Annotated in this window: 21 protein-coding genes; 12 read left to right on the plus strand and 9 right to left on the minus strand. The window is 52.9% G+C overall.

Translation table 11 applies throughout. The annotated features are described in order from the left end of the window. Window positions 1-5: 5 nt before the first annotated feature. Entirely contained in the window at window positions 6-482 is a 477-nt protein-coding gene (locus tag U9M73_RS00740) for a GNAT family N-acetyltransferase (protein WP_323075917.1), read from the plus strand. Window positions 483-497: 15 nt separating this feature from the next. On the opposite strand, the gene U9M73_RS00745 is transcribed toward U9M73_RS00740, so the two are convergent. Beyond that, window positions 498-956: a threonine/serine exporter family protein gene (locus tag U9M73_RS00745; protein ID WP_009226241.1), complete on the minus strand. Its 459-nt coding sequence runs from the start codon at window positions 954-956 to the stop codon at window positions 498-500. 28 nt (window positions 957-984) lie between these two features. Further along, complete coding sequence (locus U9M73_RS00750) at window positions 985-1,743, minus strand: threonine/serine exporter family protein (RefSeq protein WP_323075919.1); 759 nt, start codon at window positions 1,741-1,743, stop codon at window positions 985-987. 203 nt (window positions 1,744-1,946) lie between these two features. Here U9M73_RS00750 and U9M73_RS00755 point away from each other — a divergent pair, with 203 nt between their 5' ends. Beyond that, window positions 1,947-2,261: a GGDEF domain-containing protein gene (locus U9M73_RS00755; RefSeq protein ID WP_050769805.1), complete on the plus strand. Its 315-nt coding sequence runs from the start codon at window positions 1,947-1,949 to the stop codon at window positions 2,259-2,261. A 68-nt stretch (window positions 2,262-2,329) separates the two neighbouring features. Here U9M73_RS00755 and U9M73_RS00760 read toward each other — a convergent pair whose 3' ends face one another. Beyond that, window positions 2,330-2,608 (minus strand): hypothetical protein, encoded by a 279-nt coding sequence (locus U9M73_RS00760; protein ID WP_260071815.1) that lies wholly within the window; start codon window positions 2,606-2,608, stop codon window positions 2,330-2,332. Window positions 2,609-2,998: 390 nt separating this feature from the next. Here U9M73_RS00760 and U9M73_RS00765 point away from each other — a divergent pair, with 390 nt between their 5' ends. The 4 genes from U9M73_RS00765 to U9M73_RS00780 all read left to right on the plus strand — a co-directional run bounded on the left by U9M73_RS00765 (window position 2,999) and on the right by U9M73_RS00780 (window position 10,989). Continuing rightward, complete coding sequence (locus U9M73_RS00765; RefSeq protein ID WP_036646091.1) at window positions 2,999-4,003, plus strand: LacI family DNA-binding transcriptional regulator; 1,005 nt, start codon at window positions 2,999-3,001, stop codon at window positions 4,001-4,003. Window positions 4,004-4,164: 161 nt separating this feature from the next. Continuing rightward, window positions 4,165-5,508 (plus strand): glycoside hydrolase family 30 protein, encoded by a 1,344-nt coding sequence (locus U9M73_RS00770; RefSeq protein WP_323075922.1) that lies wholly within the window; start codon window positions 4,165-4,167, stop codon window positions 5,506-5,508. A 34-nt stretch (window positions 5,509-5,542) separates the two neighbouring features. Then, window positions 5,543-8,776 carry a cellobiose phosphorylase gene (locus U9M73_RS00775; RefSeq protein ID WP_323075923.1) on the plus strand — a complete coding sequence of 1,078 codons (3,234 nt, stop codon included), beginning with the start codon at window positions 5,543-5,545 and terminating at the stop codon, window positions 8,774-8,776. 293 nt (window positions 8,777-9,069) lie between these two features. Further along, on the plus strand, window positions 9,070-10,989 hold the full coding sequence (locus tag U9M73_RS00780) for an ATP-binding protein (RefSeq protein ID WP_323075925.1): 1,920 nt from the start codon (window positions 9,070-9,072) through the stop codon (window positions 10,987-10,989). 44 nt (window positions 10,990-11,033) lie between these two features. Here the strand turns inward: U9M73_RS00780 and U9M73_RS00785 are convergent, their stop codons facing one another. The 3 genes from U9M73_RS00785 to ytaF all read right to left on the minus strand — a co-directional run bounded on the left by U9M73_RS00785 (window position 11,034) and on the right by ytaF (window position 13,041). Next, window positions 11,034-11,279 carry an NHLP leader peptide family RiPP precursor gene (locus U9M73_RS00785; RefSeq protein ID WP_009226249.1) on the minus strand — a complete coding sequence of 82 codons (246 nt, stop codon included), beginning with the start codon at window positions 11,277-11,279 and terminating at the stop codon, window positions 11,034-11,036. Between the two features lie 69 nt (window positions 11,280-11,348). Then, entirely contained in the window at window positions 11,349-12,296 is a 948-nt protein-coding gene (locus tag U9M73_RS00790) for a hypothetical protein (protein WP_260071594.1), read from the minus strand. Window positions 12,297-12,423: 127 nt separating this feature from the next. Further along, window positions 12,424-13,041 carry a sporulation membrane protein YtaF gene (gene ytaF, locus U9M73_RS00795; RefSeq protein ID WP_260071593.1) on the minus strand — a complete coding sequence of 206 codons (618 nt, stop codon included), beginning with the start codon at window positions 13,039-13,041 and terminating at the stop codon, window positions 12,424-12,426. Between the two features lie 160 nt (window positions 13,042-13,201). On the opposite strand from ytaF, the gene U9M73_RS00800 reads away from it, so the two are divergent. Next, window positions 13,202-13,429, plus strand: coding sequence for a twin-arginine translocase TatA/TatE family subunit (locus U9M73_RS00800; protein WP_260071592.1), 228 nt, complete (start codon window positions 13,202-13,204; stop codon window positions 13,427-13,429). A gap of 135 nt (window positions 13,430-13,564) precedes the next feature. Here the strand turns inward: U9M73_RS00800 and U9M73_RS00805 are convergent, their stop codons facing one another. Continuing rightward, window positions 13,565-14,524, minus strand: a complete 960-nt coding sequence (locus U9M73_RS00805) for an MraY family glycosyltransferase (protein WP_036646094.1) — start codon at window positions 14,522-14,524, stop codon at window positions 13,565-13,567. A 201-nt stretch (window positions 14,525-14,725) separates the two neighbouring features. Here U9M73_RS00805 and U9M73_RS00810 point away from each other — a divergent pair, with 201 nt between their 5' ends. Then, window positions 14,726-15,106, plus strand: a complete 381-nt coding sequence (locus tag U9M73_RS00810) for a DivIVA domain-containing protein (protein WP_009226254.1) — start codon at window positions 14,726-14,728, stop codon at window positions 15,104-15,106. 255 nt (window positions 15,107-15,361) lie between these two features. Further along, window positions 15,362-15,826 (plus strand): Dps family protein, encoded by a 465-nt coding sequence (locus tag U9M73_RS00815; protein WP_009226255.1) that lies wholly within the window; start codon window positions 15,362-15,364, stop codon window positions 15,824-15,826. Between the two features lie 68 nt (window positions 15,827-15,894). On the opposite strand, the gene U9M73_RS00820 is transcribed toward U9M73_RS00815, so the two are convergent. Continuing rightward, the gene (locus U9M73_RS00820; RefSeq protein WP_323075928.1) at window positions 15,895-17,592 is read right to left on the minus strand and encodes a methyl-accepting chemotaxis protein; all 1,698 of its coding nucleotides are present in this window, start codon (window positions 17,590-17,592) and stop codon (window positions 15,895-15,897) included. Window positions 17,593-17,749: 157 nt separating this feature from the next. Here U9M73_RS00820 and thpR point away from each other — a divergent pair, with 157 nt between their 5' ends. Next, on the plus strand, window positions 17,750-18,316 hold the full coding sequence (gene thpR, locus U9M73_RS00825; RefSeq protein WP_316010125.1) for an RNA 2',3'-cyclic phosphodiesterase: 567 nt from the start codon (window positions 17,750-17,752) through the stop codon (window positions 18,314-18,316). Here the strand turns inward: thpR and U9M73_RS00830 are convergent. Beyond that, window positions 18,313-19,494, minus strand: coding sequence for an MGDG synthase family glycosyltransferase (locus tag U9M73_RS00830; protein WP_009226258.1), 1,182 nt, complete (start codon window positions 19,492-19,494; stop codon window positions 18,313-18,315). The two genes, thpR and U9M73_RS00830, sit on opposite strands and share 4 nt — an antisense overlap. Window positions 19,495-19,804: 310 nt before the next feature. Here U9M73_RS00830 and U9M73_RS00835 point away from each other — a divergent pair, with 310 nt between their 5' ends. Next, the gene (locus U9M73_RS00835) at window positions 19,805-20,392 is read left to right on the plus strand and encodes a TetR/AcrR family transcriptional regulator (RefSeq protein WP_009226259.1); all 588 of its coding nucleotides are present in this window, start codon (window positions 19,805-19,807) and stop codon (window positions 20,390-20,392) included. A 56-nt stretch (window positions 20,393-20,448) separates the two neighbouring features. Beyond that, window positions 20,449-22,638, plus strand: a complete 2,190-nt coding sequence (locus U9M73_RS00840) for a YhgE/Pip domain-containing protein (protein ID WP_323075931.1) — start codon at window positions 20,449-20,451, stop codon at window positions 22,636-22,638. The last annotated feature ends 178 nt before the right edge of the window (window positions 22,639-22,816 follow it).

The following is a 22,816-nucleotide window of genomic DNA, read 5'->3' on the forward strand; positions in this document are numbered from 1 at the left end:
CGCCTATGATGACCCTCTCCAGACAGTCCCATCCCGTCCTTCGCGACGTGGAACGATTGGTTCAGTTGGAGACGGAGCTGACGAAGTTTAATAACGAACGCTCGCTGATCGAGCAGTCGCGCGGCGGGGACGGTTCTGCGTTGGACGAGGGAATGGTGAAGCGGAAGATCCGGTACTACTACCAGGACGATTTTCAAAATTTCGTCGCTTATCTTGGCGGGGAGCCTGCAGGAATGGGTTCTTTATTTATGCGCGGCGATACCGGGTATTTGGCCAACGATTTTACGTTCCCAGCGTACCGGAAGCGCGGCATCCAAACGGCGCTGATCCGGCACCGGCTGCAAACGGCAAGGGAGCTCGGACTGAAGCGGGTTTACACCGATGTGGAGTTTGCATCGGCCAGCCATGCGAACATGCTGAAATGCGGTTTTGAGCTGGTGTATGTCAATACGTTTTGGATGAAAACGGCGCTGCCGCGATAAGCGGTTAGCGCTTGTTTATGGTTTGGCTGTTCGCTTGCGAAGCCGCTGCGGGATCCGCCGGATCAAGAGCTGGCCGAGCACCTCGGACAAGACGAGCCCCATCGCGATCGAACCGGATAGGAGGAAGGCTTTAGCGGCAAGCTCCACAGCCAAATTGTATTCGTTCTCCACGAACCGCCGCATCGCGTCATACGCCAGCCCGCCCGGAACCAACGGGATAATCCCGGCCACGCTGAATATAATGACAGGCTTCTTGTAAACGCGGGCAAACAGCTGGCTAAGGACGCCAACCAAGAACGTAGCCGCAACGGTCGAAAATACACTCTCCATCCTTGGCTCCAGCAGGATGTAGACGAGCCAGCCAAGCATGCCGGACAGGCCGCATTGGAGCAGGGTTCGTTTAGGAGCGTTAAAGAGGATGCCAAAAGCCCCTGAAGCAATAAAACTAATAAGCAGATGAACGAGTATATACATCGGACGGTAGGTCCCCTTTACATACGAATTAAATCAAAGTAAATACGACGGCGATTCCGGCTCCGATGGCAAAGGCGGTGAGAAAGGCCTCCGCTCCGCGGGACAACCCGGATACGAGATGTCCGGCCATCAGGTCCCGGACCGCATTGGTAATGAGCAGTCCCGGCACGAGCGGCATCACCGAACCGATAATGATCTTATCCAAGTCCCGGCCTAGCGATAATTGCACAAAACCCGTGGCCAACAGGCCGATGATCAGTGCAGCGGTAAACTCGGCGAAAAATTTTACCTTCACCAGCCGATGGAACAGCAGATACGCGGCAAACCCCACACCGCCGCACAATATGCCCGGCAGGAAATCTTCCGCCTGGCCGCGGAACATTAAGGTGAAGCAGCCGCTGGACAAGGCTGCAGCCGCCATTTGCAGCGGCATCGGATAGGCGTGCTTCTCCGACTCGATCTCGCGCAGCAAGGCATGCGCTTCTGCTACCGTGACATCCCCGCTGTGCAGCTTCCGGGAGATGTCGTTCACCGCGGACACCTTCTGCAGATCGGTTGTCCGCTCCACGATGCGGATCAGCTTGGCGGATTCCGCTTCTCCGGATTGAAAGACGATCCCCGTCGGCGTCACATAACTATGCGAGCCCGAGAGTCCCAGCGCATTGGCCATCCGGGTCATCGTATCCTCCACGCGGTATGTTTCTGCTCCGCTTTGAAGCATGATTTTTCCCGCCAATAGACACACCTGTACAGGCTCCTGTCCTTGGACTGCAGCCATGTCGTTCATCACCGTCACCCTTTCAACAATCTGACGCCATTATATCATGACCAGGAGAGCAGAAAAACGGATTCGACAAAACCTGTCTAAATGTGTCGAATATAATCGAAAATTAGTAAAAATATCTTATTTTTGTCGCATTTATATGTTATGCTAGCACTACTTACATAATGCTTTATACATCTGAGAGGAACATTTGGGCAGGTGATGCTGTGCTGCTGCAAATCGCTGATGTGATGCGGGAGACGTTCTCGCCGCGGGATCATATTGCCCGCAAGGGCGGCGAGGAATTTGTGATTTTGGTCGATCGTTGCGATGCCGAGCAAATTAAAGTGATCGCCGAACGGTTGCGCCGCAATGTGGAGAACCATCGTTTTATTTTACCGGATGGAGGGGAATTAAAGCTAACGATCTCGGGAGGGAGTGCGACCTACCCGAATGTTGATGAGGTGGAGTTGTTCGTCAAGGCGGATCAGGCACTTTATCAAGCGAAGGAGGATGGACGAAACCGGGTGTACGTGACCTAGATCTCGCGCTAAGAATTACCTGTTCAAGACGGATTCCAATGACTATTGAAGCGATTTTAGGAGGCATATCATCGTGAGTCGACAGATTTCATTATCCATTCGTCAAAATCGGGAGCGGCAGGGTCGATGGGACTGTCCTTCTGGATCGCGTCCGCATCGGGCACATCGGGAAGCGGATCATCCTCGCTGACGAACGCATCGTTAGGTTCACTGATGCCTTGGACAATTCGCGTATCATGCGGGAGCAGGTCATCGCCGGGAATATCATTCTCCGGGCGATACTCCTTGAGCAGCTTGTACCGCTCATATTCGAAGTCCGCGGAGTTTTTGTTGATATTGGGGTCCACGTCAGATCAGCGCCTTTCTTTTTTAAATTGCGATTCCCCCAAAAGTTTACCCCAAAATAAAGAGTATTACTTTGAGGAAGATTTTACCGAAAGAACCGATCGGCGGCTTCCTTGACGGTCCTCAGGAGGAATCTGCGTTCCAGATGCCTACCGGACTGGAGGCGGACGCTTCCGGAAATATTCTATGTCGGGCCATCATGCCATAGGCATCACCGTAAAACGAAACCCAATCGCAAGGTTCAGGAAATTCCCGGGCCTTGCGATTTTTTCCTGACCGAAGGATTCATGCGCTTGACATAGACTGGTTGACTTCCGACCAAGCTGCGGCTACAATGGCCTGTGAATCCCGGTTTCGAGCTGGCTTGGATCCGGGCAGAGGAGATGAGAAATGTGATAACCATTTATGATATCGCACAAAGGACCGGTTTTTCGCCTACGACCGTATCCAAGGTGTTTAACGGATATTCCGACGTCAGTGAGAAGACGCGCCGCAAAATTCTGGACGCTGCGGATGAGCTCGGCTATGTGCCCAATGCTCACGCCCGTTCGCTGACCACCAAACGCTCTTGGACGATTGGCGTGCTGTTTATTGAGCCTTCCGGCGCGGGCATCCTGCATCCGTTTTTTGGCGGTGTGATCGAAGGCTTCAAGCGGGTGGCTACCTCCAAGGGTTATGATCTGATGTTTCTTTCCAAGGATATCGGCGGCAAGAAAAGCAGCTATCTGGAGCACTGTAAAATCCGCGGTATCGACGGCGTGGTCGTGGTGTTGCCGGATGCAACCGATCCGTATTTTCAGGAGCTGTTGGAGTCCGACATTCCTTGCGTGCTGTTGGATCAGGAATCTTCCGACAAGAGTACGGTGTATTCGGACAATATGGAAGGCGCCCGGCAGGCCGTGGCTTATTTGCATTCCTTGGGCCACCGGAAAATCGCGCATATCGGCGGTGGTCCAACCTTCGCTGGCGAGCAGCGGTTAAACGGGTTTCGGCAAGCGATGCAAGAGCTTGGGCTGACGATCCATCCCCAGCATATCGTACAAGGAAGCTACGATTATACCGTAGAGAGCGGCAGCAAAGCGATGGAGGAGCTGTTGCAGGCGGACGAACGGCCTACCGCCGTGTTTGCAGCCGGCGACAATTTGGCGGTTGGGGCCATGATGGCGATGAAGCGGCATGGCTTGCGCGTGCCTGAAGACATTTCGCTGGTAGGCTTCGACGACATCGAAATGGCGAAATATTTAACACCTGCGTTAACGACGGTACGACAAAACACAGATGTACTTGGCAGCAGGGCAGCCGACATGTTAATCTATTCGATAGAAGGCGGGGAAGACGTGCAACAAGGCGTAATCCCGGTGGAGCTGATTATTCGCGATTCTTGCCGATCGCTGTAGACAGCTTGGCCTCTATTTTTTTACAAGAGATCGAAACCGGTTTCGTTCCGCGTATTTCTTCAATTTGTTGAAGATTGGGTGCGTTTTGCCGGCGCTGCTCTTGTATGTTTTGTAATCGATTACAGAAACACCAATTTCGGAAACCAAGGAGAGGATTAACGATGGCAAAATGGGTGAAGGTGCTCACTTCGCGTGATTCGGCGGACCGTCTGCAGCCGCAAGGGGAAGTGGCGGTTCAATCTGGCGCAGCAGCTGGCGCGGGACAGAAGCTGAAGGTCCTGCCGGAGCAGACTTACCAAACGGTGATGGGGTTTGGCGGTGCGTTCACCGAAGCGGCCGCTTATACGTTGTCCCGGATCAGCCCGCAGAAGCGGGAAGAAGTGATTCGCCGGTATTTCGATCCGGAGGAGGGGCTGGGGTATACGCTGGGTCGCGTGCACATCCACAGCTGCGACTTCGCGCTGGAGAACTACACGTATATCGAGGACGGCGACGTGGAGCTGAAAACGTTCGATATTTCCCGCGATCACAAATGGGTGATCCCGCTCGTTCACGATGCGGCAAAAACAGCCGGGAAGAACATTACCATGCTGGCCTCTCCTTGGAGCCCTCCGGCTTGGATGAAAACGAATGGCGATATGAACCACGGCGGCCAGCTGAAGCCGGAATATCGCGAGGTGTGGGCGCTGTATTATACGAAGTTCATCAAAGCTTACCGTGAAGCAGGCATCCCGATCTGGGGGATCACGGTACAGAATGAACCGGCGGCGGTGCAAACCTGGGATTCCTGTATTTACAGCGGCGAGGAAGAACGCGATTTCGTACGCGATTACCTGGGGCCGGTGATGCATCGGGAAGGCCTGGCGGACGTCCAAATTCTCATTTGGGACCACAACCGGGATATTATCGTCGAGCGGGCCTCCGCCGTGCTGAGCGATCCCGAAGCGGCTAAATACGTGTGGGGTACTGGCTTCCACTGGTACGTCAGCGAAGCGTTCGAGAACGTCGGCAAAGTGCATGAGCTGTTCCCTGACAAGCATCTCTTGTTCACGGAAGGCTGCCAGGAAGGCGGCGTGAAGCTTGGCAAATGGTTCACCGGCGAGCGTTATGGCCGGAACATCATCGGCGACTTGAACAATTGGAACGAAGGGTTCCTGGATTGGAACCTGGTGCTGGACGAAACGGGCGGTCCGAACCATGTGGGCAACCTGTGTGATGCGCCGATCATCGCGGATACCACAACCGATACGCTCCACTACAACAGCTCGTACTTCTACATCGGACATTTCAGCAAATACATCAAACCGGGGGCGGTACGCATCGGTTTAGAAGCCCACGCTCCGGCGCTGCTGGCTACCTCATTCCGCAATCCGGACGGCAGCATTGCGGTTGTCGTGCAGAACGAAAGCGATGAGGCACAGCCGTTTGCCCTGGAACTGGGCGGCGAGGCTGCAGGTGAGACGCTGCCGGCCCATTCGATTGCAACGTATATCATCCAAGGCTAGTTACATCTTTTTATTTAACGGAGGGATAGACCTTATGCCGAATTATACTTTTGAGGAAAATGCGTTCGTGATCGAACAGTTTGACCGGGCGAAGCCGTTCTCGAGCTTCCTCCCCGGCCTTGCCGGCTTGAAGGGGATTCCGATGTGGACGTTTTACGTCAACCGGGGGCAGGCGGTCTGCAGCTTTGGGATCCGGGACAAAAACAGCCCGATCATGGAATTCTCCCCGGCTAGCATTACGTATCAATCGGTTGCGATGAAAGGCTTCCGGACGTTTATCAAAATCGCAGGGAAAGCGGGGATCTACGAGCCCTTCCAAAGCGCTTTCCCCGATGCGTCGGCCGTTCGCCGCATGCACATTTTGACCAATGAGCTGACGATTGAAGAAACCCATGAAGCGCAGGGGTTGCGGGTGAAGGTGAGTTATTTTCAACTCCCCAACGACGATTATGCGGCACTGGTGCGTCAAGTGGAGGTTACGAATATTTCCGGAGCGCCGGTGCAGCTGGAGATGCTGGACGGGATGCCGGAGATTCTTCCGTACGGGGTAGAGAACGCCGGCTACAAGGAAATCGGGAATCTGCTGCGCAGCTGGATGGAGGTCGACAATCTGGAGAACGGAATTCCGTTCTACCGGGTCCGCTCCAGTACCCATGATGAGGCCGAAGTCAGCGAGGTGCAAAGCGGTCATTTCTACCTCACCTTTGGAGAGGACGGGAAGCTGCTGAAGACGATTGCCGACTTTGCGGTCATTTTCGGCGATAATACGTCGCTGGCTTATCCCGACCGCTTTGCCGAGCAGCCGCTGGCGGCCTTAACGGCGGCACCGCAGTATTGCACCAACAAGGTGCCTTGCGGATTTTCGGCATTAGCTGCCGAGCTGGCCCGCGGCGAAAGCCGCCGCATTTATACCTTAATCGGGCATATCGAAAGCGTTGAACGGTTAAATCGCAAAGCGGCCGAGATTGCCAGCCCTGCTTATGTTGCCCGCAAGCATGCGGAGGCTAGCCAGTTGACCGAGGAGCTAACCGCAGACATCGCCACGAAAACAGCCCTGCCGCTGTTTGATGCCTACTGCCGGCAGAGCTATCTGGACAATTTTCTGCGCGGCGGGTATCTGTTTATTTTCGAAAACGGCCGGGAAGGATTCGTTGTTCACTTGTATTCCCGGAAGCACGGGGATCTGGAGCGGGATTACAACTTCTTCTCGATCGCCCCGGAATTTTATTCGCAGGGCAACGGCAATTTCCGAGATGCTAACCAAAACCGGCGCAATGATGTATATTTTAACCCGCGGGTCGGAACGTTTAATATTCGCACGTTCTTCAGCCTCATTCAGGCTGATGGCTATAATCCGCTGGGCGTGGAAGGCACCACGTTCCGGGTTCCGGCCGAACGGGCGGCGGAGCTGTCCGCTTTTCTGGAGCAGGCGGCGGCCGATCATCGGGAGGAGTTGGCCGCTTTGTGCTTGGGTTCGTTTACTCCGGGGAAACTGATCTCGCTCGTTAACCACCGCGGCGTACGGTTGCTCGCGGAGGAGAACGAGCTGTTGACCGGTGTGCTGTCGCTCGCCGAACAGCAAATCGAAGCCTCCTTTGGGGAAGGTTACTGGACGGATCATTGGACTTATAATATGGACTTGATCGACAGTTATCTTGATATTTTCCCGGATCGCAAGGTGCAGCTGCTGTTCGGAGAACGGGAGTACACGTACTTCGACAGTCCGGCCCGCGTGCTGCCGCGCAGCGAGAAGTACGTGATCAGCGGCGGAAAGGTTCGCCAATACGGCGCATTGGTTCACGATGAGGAGAAAATGGCCAAATTCGGTCTGACGTTAAAGAGCACCAACTGGTTAAAAACAGAACATGGCCGGGGAGAAATTTACCGGACGACCTTGTTCGTCAAACTGCTGTCGCTGGGCCTGGTCAAGTTCGCCACCCTGGATCCGTTTGGCATGGGCGTGGAGATGGAAGCGAACAAGCCGGGATGGAACGATGCGATGAACGGCTTGCCTGGACTGTTTGGCTCGGGCATGAGCGAAACCTTTGAGTTAAAAAGGCTGCTGAAGTTCGTTCAGGAAGTTTGTGATGATCCTGAAGCTGCTGGCAACAACCAAGTCGTGCAAGTGCCTGAGGAAATCGCCGCGCTGCTCAGCGAAGTCGGGAAGCTGCTGGAAGCCCGCTTAGCGGGGAGCCTGGCGCCGTTTGATTATTGGGATCAGGTGACGACGGCGCGCGAGAAATACCGGGAAGCCATTCGTTTCGGGATCAGCGGGACGGAAACCTCGCTGGAGCTTCGTGCGATCGGCCAGCTGGCGGCCCGTATGCTCGAGCAAATCGAGCGCGGGATTCAAGAGGCTATCCGACTGGGCGACGGCGTGACACCGACGTATTTCGCCTACGAGGCGGCGGAATTTGAGCCGGTGACCGATGCCCAAGGAAAGCCGATCATCAGCGGATATGGACTGCAGAAGGCGGTCGTGAAGAAATTTACCGTTCGTCCGCTGCCGCATTTCCTGGAAGGTCCTGCTCGTTGGTTGAAGACGGTCGAGGACCGTAACGAAGCTAAGCGGACTTATGAGCAAATTCGCCGCAGCGACCTGTTCGACGACCAGCTTCAAATGTACAAAACCTCGGTCAGCCTGGATGCGGAGACCCATGAAATCGGTCGGATTCGCGCCTTTACGCCAGGCTGGCTGGAACGGGAATCGGTATTCCTGCATATGAGCTACAAGTACCTGCTGGCGCTGCTTAAGAGCGGCTTGACCGAGGAGTTCTTCACCGAGCTTCGCACTTCGTTGATTCCGTTCCTCGATCCGGCTGTGTATGGCCGCAGCACGCTGGAGAACTCGTCCTTTATCGCAACGAGCGTGAATCCGGATCCGGATACCCACGGCCGCGGTTATGTCGCCCGGCTTAGCGGATCAACCGCCGAGTTCCTTAGCATGTGGATGTCGATGATGGCCGGAAAACGGATCTTCCGCCTGCATGAAGGCAAGCTCCGGCTTGCGCTTAACCCGCACTTGCCCGGATGGCTCTTTGATGAGCAAGGCGAGGTGTCGTTCCGCTTCCTGGGCACAACGGAGGTCGTCTACCGGAACCCGCAGAAGAAGGATACCTATGGCCCGGATGCTGCAGCGATTCGCCGGTTGGTGGTTCAGAAGCACGATGGAACGGAGCTTGCGGTTGAAGGCGCCGTGATCGACGGTGAGTTAGCGGAGGAGGTCCGCAGCGGCAAGGTGCGGCGGATTGAAGCGGAGTTGGCTTAACAGAACGGATAACAGCGTCATGAATAAATACTCCGGATAGGTAATGGACAGCAATGCCTGCTACCTTCCGGAGTTTTTTTAATAGAAAATGAAAACTATTCATAGATAAAACCACTTATCCAAGGTAAAATAACTGTGGCACGTTTCTTCTAAAAAAAATTATCACTATTTCCATAAATTGAAGGTTATTGCGAGATTTTAATCGAATGGTTTAAAGTAGCCCTACTCAGATCCTTTCGAACTGAGGCGCGTCAACCGGGTTAACACTTTATAATATCTCCAGAGGTGCTCTAATGAAGTCTTTGATCAAAGGATTTGTCGTCTTGTTTGTCATATTCATTGCTGCTTTTTACGGCATCATTTTTAGAAATTCGGGTGCAGCGGGCTCGGAGGTACAGCAAATCAGAAACTGGCAGGTCACTTGGACGGACCGGCTGGATCCTAATCCGAGCAAGGAATGGCTTGAGGGACTGGACGGCTGGACGAGTGTAAGCGCGGGAGAAGAGAACCCGGTGAAGCCGGATAAGGGCATGGTTCAGTGGATCAAAATCACGCTTCCCCAAATAACGGAAAATTCCCAGGTCGTATTGATCGATAAAATATATGGTAAACACATTACGGTAAGTTTGGATGGAGCCAAAGTCTTCGAATCCCAGCGCAAATTTAACTTTAGCATCAACAGCGTGCTGGTGCCGGTGTCTTCGCACAATTCGGGTCAAACGCTGTATATCGGCGTATCCTCGACGACAAATACGATCGGGATCTTTGACCCGATTCGAATCGGAAATAACCAGGAATTGATCAAGAGCTTTGTGCGCGGCAACATCACCGACTTAATTTTGGGCAGCACGCTGATCTTCATCGCGGTGATTATGCTGTTCTGTTCTGTTTTTCTGAAGTATGTGAATATGCCGATGTGGTTCTCGCTGTGTGCGGTCATTTTTTCCAGCGGCTTGCTTGTGCTGACGTATTCTCCGTTTGTATTTTGGCTGTTTGACTATACGACGGCGGGCAGAATACTGGTGGTGATGTTTGACCTGGCTTTGTTCATCCTGCTTCCTTCGTTTATCTTTTTCTTTGAAAAAATCTTTGGTCCCGGATATTTTGCTTTAATCCGGCGTTCGCGCAAAGTGTTTGTGGTCTTCTCCGCGCTCTGTATGCTACTGCTGTTAGCGAACGAGTTGTCCGGTAATCGCTACTATGATGTCTATAAGCTCATTACGACTCAATTTGCAGGTTATCTGATTATTGCGCAATTTCTGATCTTGGCTGGCATTTTAACCGTTTATGTAGCGAAAGGGAACAAAGAGGCGCTGATCTTTCTGGCCGGGGTACTCTCGTTCACGCTGCTATCCGCAGGCGAATTGATTTGGTATTACTATTACGACGGATACTATAAGCTGTTTTTGTGGAAATTAGGCATCGTTTGCTTCTTGACCTCGTTGATTATCATCTTGGGCCGAAGATTTGCGGAGAATCACCGGCAAGTCGTGGAATACTCCAAGCAGTTGGAGATGTTTAATAACGAGCTGCAGCGTTCGGAGAAAATGGAGATCATCAGCGAATTAGCCGCTTCGGTCGCCCACGAGGTCCGCAACCCGCTGCAGGTGACCCGAGGCTTTCTGCAACTGCTCGTTGAGAAGCAGCAGAATTCGGACAAGGTGTATTTAAGCATGGCGTTGGAAGAGCTTGATCGCGCTTCGGCGATTATTACGGACTTCCTCACTTTCGCCAAGCCGGAAGGCGGCAAGGTGACGACGCTGAACGTGCTGGAAGAATTTATTCATATCGAAGGGATCCTGATTCCTCTAGCGAATTTGCAGGGGGGCAAAATCACGGTTCATATTCCTAAAAACCTTTATGTGCGCGGCAATTCTTCCAAATTCAAGCAAGCATTTATCAATATCATCAAGAATAGTATTGAAGCACTTCGGGGCGAAGGCGACATCCAAATTTGGAGCTATGAAGAAAACGACGATGTGGTGATCCATATCAAGGACAACGGCGAGGGGATGGACGAAGAAGTGCTGGCCCGCTTGGGTGAGCCTTATTTCTCCAACAAAACGAAGGGGACGGGGCTAGGTTTGATGGTGACGTTCCGGATTATTGAGGTGATGAACGGTCAAATTCATTTTACGAGCAAAAAAGGAGCAGGGACCGAAGTCGTTATCCGCTTCCCCTCCGTTCAAGTTGAGGAGTATGCGATGGGATAAGTTCGTTCGGTCCCTGCCTGAGTGCTAGCGAAGATCGGTAGGGGTTATTCGCCCCAGATTCCTGCTGGTTTGATTTTGCTCATAACAACTTTCTCCGGTTGAGGCGGCAGTACGACGTAAAATTCGTCCGTGCTCTCCTCTACTGCTTTGATTTTGATGTGATCCGGGAGAACTACACCGAGTGCCTCCTGGATCGCAGCTTTCGGGTCGGCAAGTAGCTTCGCTTTGAAGCTAGGATCTTGCCAAGCTTTTTCAACAACTTGCGTTTGAAGGAGCGCTCCTGATGTCATAAGATCACCCTTTCTCAGAAAAAATAGTTATATTTTCCTTATTACTATAACATGGAATTCGATAGAACGCTAGGATAGGATCTTCTGATTTGCCAACCAATAGGCTAAACCGCCTTGGGCTAGCAAACTCCGCTCATCTCTTAAACTTTCTGCTCCCTGCCGGAGATTGGTTCTGAGATAATCGTGGAACTCGTGTAAGTGCGTCAGACCCGGGGCATTCACCTCTAAAATTGCTGCATTCTGATCCGTTCGTTCGGCAAAAATGAACAGGATGTCCCGCACATGCAAGGCGTGTTTGACTTCATCCGGTGTAGGTCTGCGATCCGATGGAATTTGCAGTTCGTGCTGCACGACGGAAATCAGAGAATTATAGCTTCCTTCTCGTAAATCTTTCTCCCAATCCTCCCAATCATCCAGCATCTGGAGCGTCACCAATACGGCATCAACGGCGGCTTCGAAAGGAGCAATCAGCCGGTCGTGTTCGGTCAGGAGCAGCATGCCAGCCACGGACAGCTTTACAGGGGAAGCTTTATGCGCAATGCGAACCGGGTTGTCTTGGAAGAAATCATGTTGATTTTCTAACAAGACCGCTTCCGCCCATTCTGCAGCATATTTCCGGTAATAACTCCAAAACGGGGAATCGGAAGCGTACAAAGCGGCGTAAATGCGAGTAAATTCAAGTTGAAGCAAATTCGCCAGCGGCAGCTTCCACTTGTCCCCCGCCTCTGGATTGTCCATCACTTCATCGATTAAATGGTAATGCAGCATGACCAAGATCATGGCTACGGTTAACTCGCGGCTGAGCTCCGGCTTGGCGCCGGCAGCCTCCTGCATCCAGAATGGCAGTAAATAGCATATGTAGTTCTGGGAGCCAGATTTTTTCAACGCGTGGAATTTCCCCAAGTAATTGAGGCCATGTCCTCGAAATTCCTCCGGCAGCCCGGAAAGAATCGTCTCGGCCTGATCGAAAGCCGCCGCTAAATCCTTTTCATAGCTATGAAACCAATTCCAGTTCATAAATCGAACCTCCCTTATTAGGAACCATCCTCTTCATTATATAGGAAAATTTGTAGACAAGGTAGTTTGCTAGAAACTCAGCAAAGCCCCTTAGGATAAAAGGGGCTTCGCTAATCGTGTGCGATGTTTAAAAGAGTTGATGAATGCCAATGAGGATTAACAGCAGGCCGGAAATGACAGTGGCCCGGTTTCCGAATTTCTCCGCGGCGACCTTCTCGGCAAAGCCGGCGCATGCGGCCAGCAACAGGTAGCTGAACAAGCCAACGGACAGCGAAGTATACCAGATGTTCAGTTGGGTGATACCGGCATTAAAGCCGCCGGCCAGCGCATTCATGGCCAAGGCGATCCCCAGGACAATCGATTCGCCAAGACTGATGGATTTGGAGCTGTCCTTGTCTGCTTCTTCAGGATTGCGCAGCAAGCGGGTCAGCGGATTGACGTCATCCTCCTCCTGGATAGCTATGTTCTTCTTCTCCAGAAATGGCTGCAATAGTACCCATACGCCAACCCCAATGATCACAATCGTCCCCAACAACTGTCCGATCCAGGGATGGACCCACGAGGATAACCAGCTTCCGAAATAACCCGACACCAGAGTGGCCAAGAAGGAGATGGCGGCGATGGCCAGATTGGAATACCATGGAATGCGGATTTTTCGTACTCCGTAGGCGATACCGACTCCCGCATTATCCAAGTTGGACGCGATTCCAATGGCGATGACGGCCAACAGACTGTAAGAACCCATGATGTTCGCTCCTTTGCAATACATGATGACACAGCATATGCCCAGAAGAGGGAAATGGTTTATGGCCTAGCGTCGTCTTGTTTGCAGGGACAGCCGGAACTGATGATAAAGGGTTTCCATTGTATTCAATAAAGTAGTATAATGTCCACAAGGATACTCGATGGGAGTGATAAATGTGCTTGAAAACTTGTTGCGTCCGTCTCATTTGCTGCTTCTAGTCATCGCAGCATTGTTGTTATTTGGTCCCAGCAAGCTGCCGGAATTAGGGCGCAGCTTTGGCACGATGCTCAAGGAATTTAAGAGAGGCGCGCGCGGGGAGATTCTCGAAGACGAGCAGCCGCAGAAAGCGGAAGTTCAACCCGCTGCAGATACGAATAAATCATCTTGATGCCAATAAACGAGACTCCGATGGGGTCTTTTTTTTGTGAGGTTGTTATCGCGATCAAAAAAGCGCGTGCTGCCGGGAATACCCGGGCACGCGCTTTTTGGCTTGAACGGCGGGAAGGCCGTTTGCTTTCGTGCGTTAGACTTGCAACAGCAGAAGAATGATGGACGACAGTCCCAGACAGGTGCTGATCAGGTACAGGAACATAACCACCTGCTTCTGATTTAACCCGGCCCGAAGCAGCCGATAATGGACTTGGCTGGCATCGGCGACGTAAGGTGATTTTCCTTGCAGCATCCGCTTGATCACGACAAACAGATTATCGAAAATCGGTACGCCGAGGGCAAGCACCGGAATAAACAGGGACAGGACCGTAGCTTGCTTGAAGGCGCCGTCCAGTGCGATCACCGCCAGCATAAACCCAAGGAACGTAGCTCCGGCATCGCCCATAAAAACTTTGGCCGGCGGCTTGTTGTACCGCAGGTAGGCCAGCGTTACCCCAATCAGGGCAACCGAGAGCATCGCGGAGTTGGTTTGCCCTTTGGTTAAGGCCACCACAAACAGCGTCACGGCCGAGATCGCGGATAATCCTCCGGCCAAGCCGTCCAATCCGTCCGAGAAATTGATGACGGTGGTGACGCCAAAGATCCAGAGAATCGTTAAAATGAACTGAAGCCAGGCCGGCAACAGGACATAATCGCCGCTAAACGGATTTACAAAGCCACTGAAGGTGATGCCGGATGCATAAACCAGCACTGCAGCGGACACTTGGACGATCAGTTTAGGCAGCGCCGGAAAGTCTTTGCCTTTGGTTTTGTACCAGTCGTCGATGGTCCCAATGGCCAGCAAAAGCACCCCGCCGGCAAACAGCGCTCCCGTCTCCCAGGAGAAGTTGCGCGTAAACAGCAGGTATGCAATGAAGAACCCGGCAAATATCGCATAGCTGGCCGTCAGCGGAATCGGCTGACGATGGATCTTGCGTTCGACGTCCGCTCGGGGTTTGTCCACGAAGTCCAGGCGGAAGGCCAGCTTACCGAGCGGGGGAATCAGGAAATACACGATCAGAAACGATAACAGAAAAGTACATAAGTATAAAATCGCTACTCACCACCAGATGTTAGACTCAGGCTATTGATTATTATAAAAAGAAATCGGGACAATGTCGAATACTTGTATCACCCGCATCATAACGTGAAGATGAACGAAAGGGCAATAATGTGGTACATTAGAGTAGATACGACTGCTTTTGCAGATTAACTGCGTTGGATAACCTTTTAGGCAGGTACGGAGGGATTTGGAATGCAAGACGATTACGCGCGCAAGCTGGAAGACCAGAAAAGCTTATTTCGGCAATTAGGGATTAAGCTGGATGCGCTCTCCATTCACGAAAAAGATTTTGACGCCAAAATGCGGGGCTACGATAAGGAGGAAGTCGATCGCTTCCTGGATGACATTATCGTTGATTATGAACGCTTCTACGATATTATTACCGATCTGCTGGACAAATATAAAGAAATCCAGCGCCGGCAAGCGTATTGGGAAGAGGAGAAGAAGGCTCTGGCCCGCAGGCCTTCCTTTGATTTGGAAAATGCGGTGGATCGCAGATTGGTGGAGGACGGCATTCGCCAAGTGGAGCGAAGCCTGGAGCAATTTAAGCTGCATCTGCGCGGCGAGCGGTAAATGGAGTAGAACCGAACCGGAGGACTGTACCGGTTCGGTTCTTTTGTATATGAAGGGCGGAAGAGGTGCAGAATAAACCTGATGCTTGTTGGAATTTCATGCAATATTCATGAAAATGATGGTTGCATATCTAAAAGTGGAGTGGTATGATATAAACAAGATTTAGATTTAGTCTAAATTTAAGTTAGTTCAAGTTTTAGGTATTTGTCACAATGGCTTATCAAATAACTGATATGTTGAATGGAGGAATTCACTATGGCAAACCAAACCTTAACTCAAGCAAATCAAGAACTGCAGAAACAACTGAACCTGCAAATCGCGAACTGGACGGTCCTGTACACGAAGCTGCACAATTTCCACTGGTTCGTGAAAGGTCCAAACTTCTTTACGCTTCATGAGAAATTCGAAGCCCTTTATAACGAAGCGGCTGGTTATATCGATGATATTGCCGAACGTCTGCTGGCCATTGGCGGCACACCGATCGCAACCCTGCGCGAAGCCCTTGCGACGGCCAGCATCTCCGAAGCCAGCGGCAAGGAAAGCGCTGATGAAATGGTAGCAGCCATCGTAGCGGATTTTGCGAAATTGGACAGCGAGCTGAAGGAAGGCATGGAAGCGGCAGAAAGAGCGGAAGATGAAGCCACGAGCGATCTGCTGCTCGGCATCGTCTCCTCGCTGGAGAAACACCGCTGGATGCTGAACGCCTACCTTGGCAAATAAGTCCTTGGCGGATACATGAAAGACCTTGCCCAGCAAGCCTTCTTGCTGGGCAAGGTCTTTTTAGCAACTTACATCACTTTAAAGCGTTCGATCATCGTATGAAGCCGTTCGGCTAGACCGGACAGGAAGCTGGCGGAAGCATCAACCTCCTCCATAGCAGCCAACTGTTGCTGGGAGAATGAGGACATGTCCTGTGCGCCGACCGCCGTATGGCCCGCAAACCGCACGATTTCGTCAATCGACTGCACCAGTCTTTGCGAGTTGTCGGACAGGAGCCGAACCGCTTCACTGATATCAGCGATCGATGCAGCGGTAATTTCCGACGAGGCTGCGATGTCGGTAAAAGAAGCTCCGGCGCTGCGCACCAGCTCGACGCCTCGCTTCGTTTCACGGACGGTCTCGTCCATTGCGCTGCCGGTGAGCTCTACCTGCCCAACGATGTGGGTGATCAGCTCGCTAATTTGCTTCGCCGAGGCTGCGGAACGTTCCGCCAGCTTGCGGACCGAGGAGGCGACTACGGCAAATCCGCTGCCGTATTCTCCGGCGCGGGCCGCTTCAATTGAAGCATTTAACGCGAGCAGGTTGGTTTCGGCGGCGATGTCGGTCATGATGTCCAGGATGCTCTGCACTTCTTTGGAGCGGCTGCCCAGCTCCTCAATGATCGCAGAGAGCTGAACGATTTTGGCTTCCATGGTGGACATTTGCTCTACGCTGGACTGGATGGCTTGTTCCCCTTGGTTTGATGCGGCGGAGACCTGCTGCGCCGATGTTAAGACGCCTTCGGCATGGCGAGCGATCTGCCCAATCCGATCGGACATGTCACGCAGCATGGTCGCCCCGGTTTCCAGGTTCGTAAGTTGTCGCTCCGCACCTTCGGCAAGGGATTGGGTAATTTCAGCCGCTTGCTCACCCGCTTTTCCGGTTTGCTGTGCACTCGCGGATAGCTGCTCCGAGGACGAGGCCACCTGCATCGAAGTGACGTTCACCTCGGTGATCAACTGCCGCAAGCTGCCCACCATCTTCGCAAAATTTTGCGTTAATTTGCCGATTTCATCCTGACCTTGAAGCACGTTCGTCTGTACGGTCAAATCGCCCTCGGCAACCCGCTCCACCTGCCGGGACAACGTTTCCAGCGGCCGAATCATCCGGTGGATAAAGAAGTACACGAAAACAACTGCGGCGAGCAGGACAACGATGCCGATGATAAAAGGCAGGAGCAGGATGTCGCGAGTTCTCTCCCCGATGATCGAGGCGTCGAAGTTAATGACCATTAGACCGATGATCTCTTGGTCGGGGTCATGATTTTTGTAGATCGGGCCGTAACCGCTGAGCAGCTTCACGCCGTCATAAGAATAGACCTTGGTATACACAGGATGCTTCATCTCAAGAATCATGTCCCGGTCCTGATCATTGAAATAAAAAGCGTCTCCCGCTTGATATCCCCGGCTTTTGAGGTTCTGGTCAGCCGCAAGAATGGTGCCGTCCAGCGACATCAAAAACACTTCCTTAAACAACGACTTATGCTCTACCGTCCAGTTTAATCGTTTCTCCAGCTCCGCAAGGCCGGTACGGTCTCCGGAGGCAAGACGGGCAACCGCTTCCGGATCTACAAGCCCGGTGGTAATATTGGCACAGCCCACCGTTTCAATACCGACGGATGTCTCGACCTCACGATACGTTGTTTGATAAGCAAATATCCCGATCAGCAAACCAACTAGAAGCAGTAGTCCGATCAGAACAGAGGTAATTTTTTGAGCAAAACTCATATTCCATCTCCTATCCCCATAGGCTTGAAGACTGTATATGCCAGCAACACTAAGACACATTATATAGAGAATCGATGCGCTGGATGTAACTAATCGCACTTCTAATTGTCGAAACAAGTGAAAAAAGTGAGAAAAATATCACAAAAGGTGACGAGTCATGTCAGTAAATGAAGAAAAATGGAGATTATTTATCGCCATCCCTCTTCCGCAAGAGGTCAAGTATAAGCTGGAGGAGTGGTGCAGCGAGCAAAAAACGAGATTGGATTTCAAAAAATGGGTACATGCCGAAGACTACCATATTACCGTGCAGTTTCTGGGAGATACGGCTCCGGGGCGTTTGGACGAGCTGCTGGCTTCATTATCGCGGGCAGCAAAGGGGATGGGCCCGCTGGAATTGGAAGCGGCGGGGATTGGTACCTTTGGACGTCCGGCAAGTCCCAGCGTGTTATGGGCTGGCGTCCGCGGTGAGGTGGCCGGGCTGGAGAGCCTGCACAGCCGGGTGACGTCGGAGAACCGGGCACTCGGCTTTGTGCCGGAGGAACGGCGCTTCAGCCCGCATATTACGTTGGCCCGGAAATATCGAGAAGGGGCCAGATTAGATCCTGCAGCGCTGCAGACCCAACCGGAATTCGGCAGTTGGAGGGCCGATCGTCTGGTCATCTATCAGACGCATATGCACAAGCGTCCGATGTATGAGGTGGTTGGATCTGCGCTGTTGACTTAGTTGGCCTGCTGCTCGGCAGGGCTGGCCGTCTGCAGGCGTACGCGGACCGGAGCGGCTGCCTGATACAGCAGATGAAGGACAGCTTCTGCACAGCGGTCAGGCTGATAGCTGGGTTGCAGCAAGGCAGGCTCCGGTCCGGGTTGAAGATCCGAAGCGTGTCGATTGCGGATTTGTTCAAACCATACGTCCAGCACGTCCGGTGAAGTCAGCTCAGCCCCATAGCCGTGCTGAACGAAATATTCGCGATTCTTCTCCTCCTGACCTGGGATCGACTCAAAGAACAACATCGGGATGCTTTTGGCCATTCCCTCGGTGCAGGTCATTCCGCCGGGTTTGGTAATCAGAAGGTCGGAGGCATCCATCCATTTGCCGATTTGCCGCGTGAACCCGATCACCTTCATGTTTGGATGCTGAAGGGCCGGATGCGCACGTAGTCGAGCAGCAAGCTTCTCGTTGCTGCCGGTGCAGCAGACGACTTGGATCTCCTCTCGCCAAGCCGCCAGTTTGTCCAGCAGCTCCTCACGAAGCAGCAATCCCCAGCCGCCGCCCATGACAAGGGCAGTGGGCATATTCTTTAACCCCAATTCCTCCCGGGCGGACGCCTTCTCTTGCTTGCTCCAGAAATCCGGGTGCACGGGAATGCCTGTCACCTGCACCTTGGAGGGGGCTACCCCGCGCTGCACGAGCAGAGCTTTGACCTCAGGGGCGGAGACGAGGTACCGATCCACACCGGGACTCATCCAGGAACCGTGGGCATCGTAATCCGTGATGAGCGTGCACAGCGGCACGTTCAGATCTGAAGTGAGCTTCAGGTAGGACATGATGGCGCTGGGAATCGGATGCGTGCAGACGATCAGATCGGGCTGAAGCTGCGCGATGACTTCGGCCGCGTGGGTATAGAACATTTTGTGCAAGGCCAAACGGGCAAACTTGCCTACCGGCTTCTCGTACTTGTGCTTATAAAAAAGGCCTACCAACGCAGGGCTCGTATTTACCGTCATCCGATACGCGGATAGGATTAGGGGCGCCACCGTCGGATTCAGAAACGAGCCCAGCTCCAGCACCTTCGTCTGGATTTGCGGGTTTTTCCGCTTCAGTCCGGCCGCCAGCGCATGTCCGGCCTGCGTATGTCCACTTCCAAAGCCTTCCGATAGGATCAACACTCTTCTTTTTCGCATGAGGATATCACCTGCTTCTATTAGATCGTTCCGATTCATTGCTTCCTAATACTAAGTTTATGTTGTTTATATTCCGGTTTAAAGGGGCTGGGGACGGGTCGACCCACTGGACCTAGGTCGGGGAGAATCAAGGGAAAAGGGCCTTGGAACAAGCTGGTGAAAGTGAATGAAAAATTCTGAAAAAAACATCTTGCATTTCTGAAGCGAAAGGAGTAAAGTATGAATTGACCAAATGACCGAAAATGAATTTCAGTCATTTTTTGGCCGGGAAATGTTTTTCCATTATTCCAAGCGCAGGGAGGTGACATGGATGGCTGTGGTAGATCGCCGTAAACTCGTCATCGAAGCAGCAGAAAAGTCCTTTGCTTTATTTGGCTACAAAGCGACGACGATGGACCAAGTGGCGAAAATAGCAAATGTGGCAAAGGGAACCATCTACACCTTCTTCACGAACAAAGAGGAGTTGTTCGATGAAATTCTGCGTTCCGTCATTATGGAGATGAAGCGGGTCATCGAGCCGGAAATTGACGAGGAGAAGCCCTTCTTTGAGAACTTGCATCGGGCGATGGATGCGCTGCTGGAATTCCGCCGTGAGCATGAGCTCCTCATCAAGTTGTCCCAAGAGGTTCGCGACTTCGGCACTCCGAAAGCGAAGGAGGGATTGGAGCAGATCGAACACGCGATTCTGGAATATCTGGAGCGCCATCTGTCCCGGGCGGCCGAGCGGCAAGAGATCCGCTCGTATGATCCCAAGCTGCTCGCTTTCGTTGTGTTTAAGCTCTATATCGCGTTAACCTCGGACTGGAACAAGAATAATCCGCCTTTGAGCAAAGAACAAATCAAGGAGTTTATCCGCGATTTTCTGGCTGGAGGCCTGCTTCTGCCAAGGGAAGTTTAAAGGAACTACATTCAACAATTTAGAGAAAGAAGCCACCAAGGGGAGAGAAAGCAAAAATGAAATCATTAAGTGTATTTTTCAAGGATATGGGAGCCACCTTTAAAAATCCTAAAGTGTTCATCCCGATTCTTGTTGTGCTGTTCATTCCCGTACTGTACAGCGGCATGTTCCTGACGGCCTTCTGGGATCCGTACGGGAAGATGAACGAGCTGCCGGTAGCGGTGGTGAACGAGGATCAGGGCGCGCAATACGAGGGGAAGGAACTGAAGGTCGGCGAGGACCTCGTTGCCGAACTGAAGAAGAGCGACGACTTCCAATGGAAGTTCGTCACCCGCGAGCAAGCGGAAACCGGGATGAAGAATAATGAGTATTACATGACGATCATCATTCCGGACAATTTCTCTTCACAAGCGACCACATTGATGGATGAAAATCCGTCGCCGGCTCAGTTGATCTTTGAGCCAAACGAAGGTTACAACTTCCTGGCCGCGCAAATCGGCGGTACGGCTGTGAAAGAGATCAAATCGAAAGTGTCCGCCAAAGTGACGGAAGCCTATACGGAAACCTTGTTTGACCAAGTGGAGAAAATCTCCGGCGGCCTCAGTGAGGCGGGCGACGGGGCCAGCACCCTCAACGAAGGGGCGGCCAAGCTTGACGACGGAACCAAGAAGCTGAAAGAAAATCTGGCGAAGCTCGTCGCCGGCACGATGAAACTCGAAGACGGCGTAGCGCCTCTGGAGAAAGGTACGCAGTCGTTATATCAAGGCATCAATGAAGTGAAGGACGGTGCTGGCAGCCTCGCCAGCGGCTTGAAGCAGCTGGAAGCGGCCAGCCAACAGCTGGAAGCTGGCGCAAAGCAAGCGCATCAAGGCGGTACCAAGCTGCAGGCAGGCCTTCAATCGTCGCTGGAAGGCGCGAAGAAGCTGGAAGCTGGCTTGACCGCATCTGAACAAGGCAGCGCCCAACTGCAATCCGGCCTGGAAGCGTCGGTGCAAGGAAGCGAGAAGGTAGCCGCAGGGGCGAACAGCGTGGCGCAAGGCTTGGAACAGCTGGCCCAAGCGAATCCGGAACTGGCGAAGAACGCGGCGGTTCAGCAGTTGATCGCGGCCAGCAAGCAGGTCGCCCAAGGCAGCGAGCAGTTGCACCAAGGGAATCAGCAGCTGCTGAAAGGCAGCCAAGACCTACACAGCGCCCAGCAGCAGTTGGTTCAAGGCGGGCAGCAATTAACGGCGGGTCAAGAGCAGCTGTTGCAAGGCATGACCGAGCTGAACGCCGGACAAGAGAAGCTGGCGAGCGGCCTGGAGCAATTTAGCGGCAAGCTGTCGGAAGCGGCGGCTGGCGGCAAGAAGCTGGCAAGCGGTGCCGGACAGCTGAGCGCAGGCGCCAAACAACTGCTCGGCGGTGTTGAGCAATTGTCTGGCGGCGTAGGCACGCTGGCGGACGGCTCGAAGCAGCTGGATGCAGGTGCGGGTGAACTGAAGGACGGCATGGATCAACTGACAGAAGGCTCGGGCGAGCTGGCTTCGAAGCTGACCGATGCCGCAGAACAAACCTCCGGCGTGAAGAAAACCGATGCGCTTGTGAACATGTATGCTCAGCCGATTGAGATCAACGAGCAGAAGGTTAATGAAGTACCTAACTACGGCACCGGCTTTGCACCATACTTCTTGTCGCTGGGCCTGTTCGTTGGGGCGCTGATCTCGACGCTGGTTGTGCCGGTCAGAGGCACTTCGGTGGCGGAAGCCAGCGGCTGGAGCCGCTTCGTAAGCCGTACGCTGACTTTTGCCGGCATGAGTCTGATACAGTCCTTGCTGGCGTCTGCACTGGTTCTTTACGGATTGGGGCTTGAGGTCAAGAGCGTTCCGCTCTTCTATCTCTTCGCCTTTGTCACCAGCTTGTGCTACATGTTGATCATTCAAGCACTTGTAACCTGGATGGAGAACCCGGGACGGTTCTTGGCGATCCTGATGCTGATTTTCCAACTGACGACCAGCGCAGGAACGTTCCCGCTCGAACTGATTCCGAACTGGATGAAAGCCTTCAATCCGATCCTGCCGATGACGTACAGCGTCAAAGGCTTCAAGGCGGTCATCTCCACCGGCGATATGCCGATGGCTTGGGAAAACATCGGATGGTTGGTTGCGTTTGGCGTTGTATTTCTGGCGTTTACGCTGGTGTACTTCCTGCGCCACGAACGCAGTACAGAACGCAGTCCTGAAGCCAACCTGAGCGTACAGTCGCACTAATCAAATCATGATTACAGAAGATCCGCTCTCTGGAATTCCGGAGGGCGGATCTTTTTTGTAGGTGGGTAGATATCCCTGAGCCGAGCCTTTTGCAGGATGATCCCGAATCATCAGTCGAGTTTGGCCGGGACACATTCTTTACCGGGACATAAACTCTATAGTAAAGTTCCCGATCGGG

It is taken from the genome of Paenibacillus phoenicis (genome assembly GCF_034718895.1).
Classification (GTDB): Bacteria; Bacillota; Bacilli; order Paenibacillales; family Paenibacillaceae; genus Fontibacillus; species Fontibacillus phoenicis.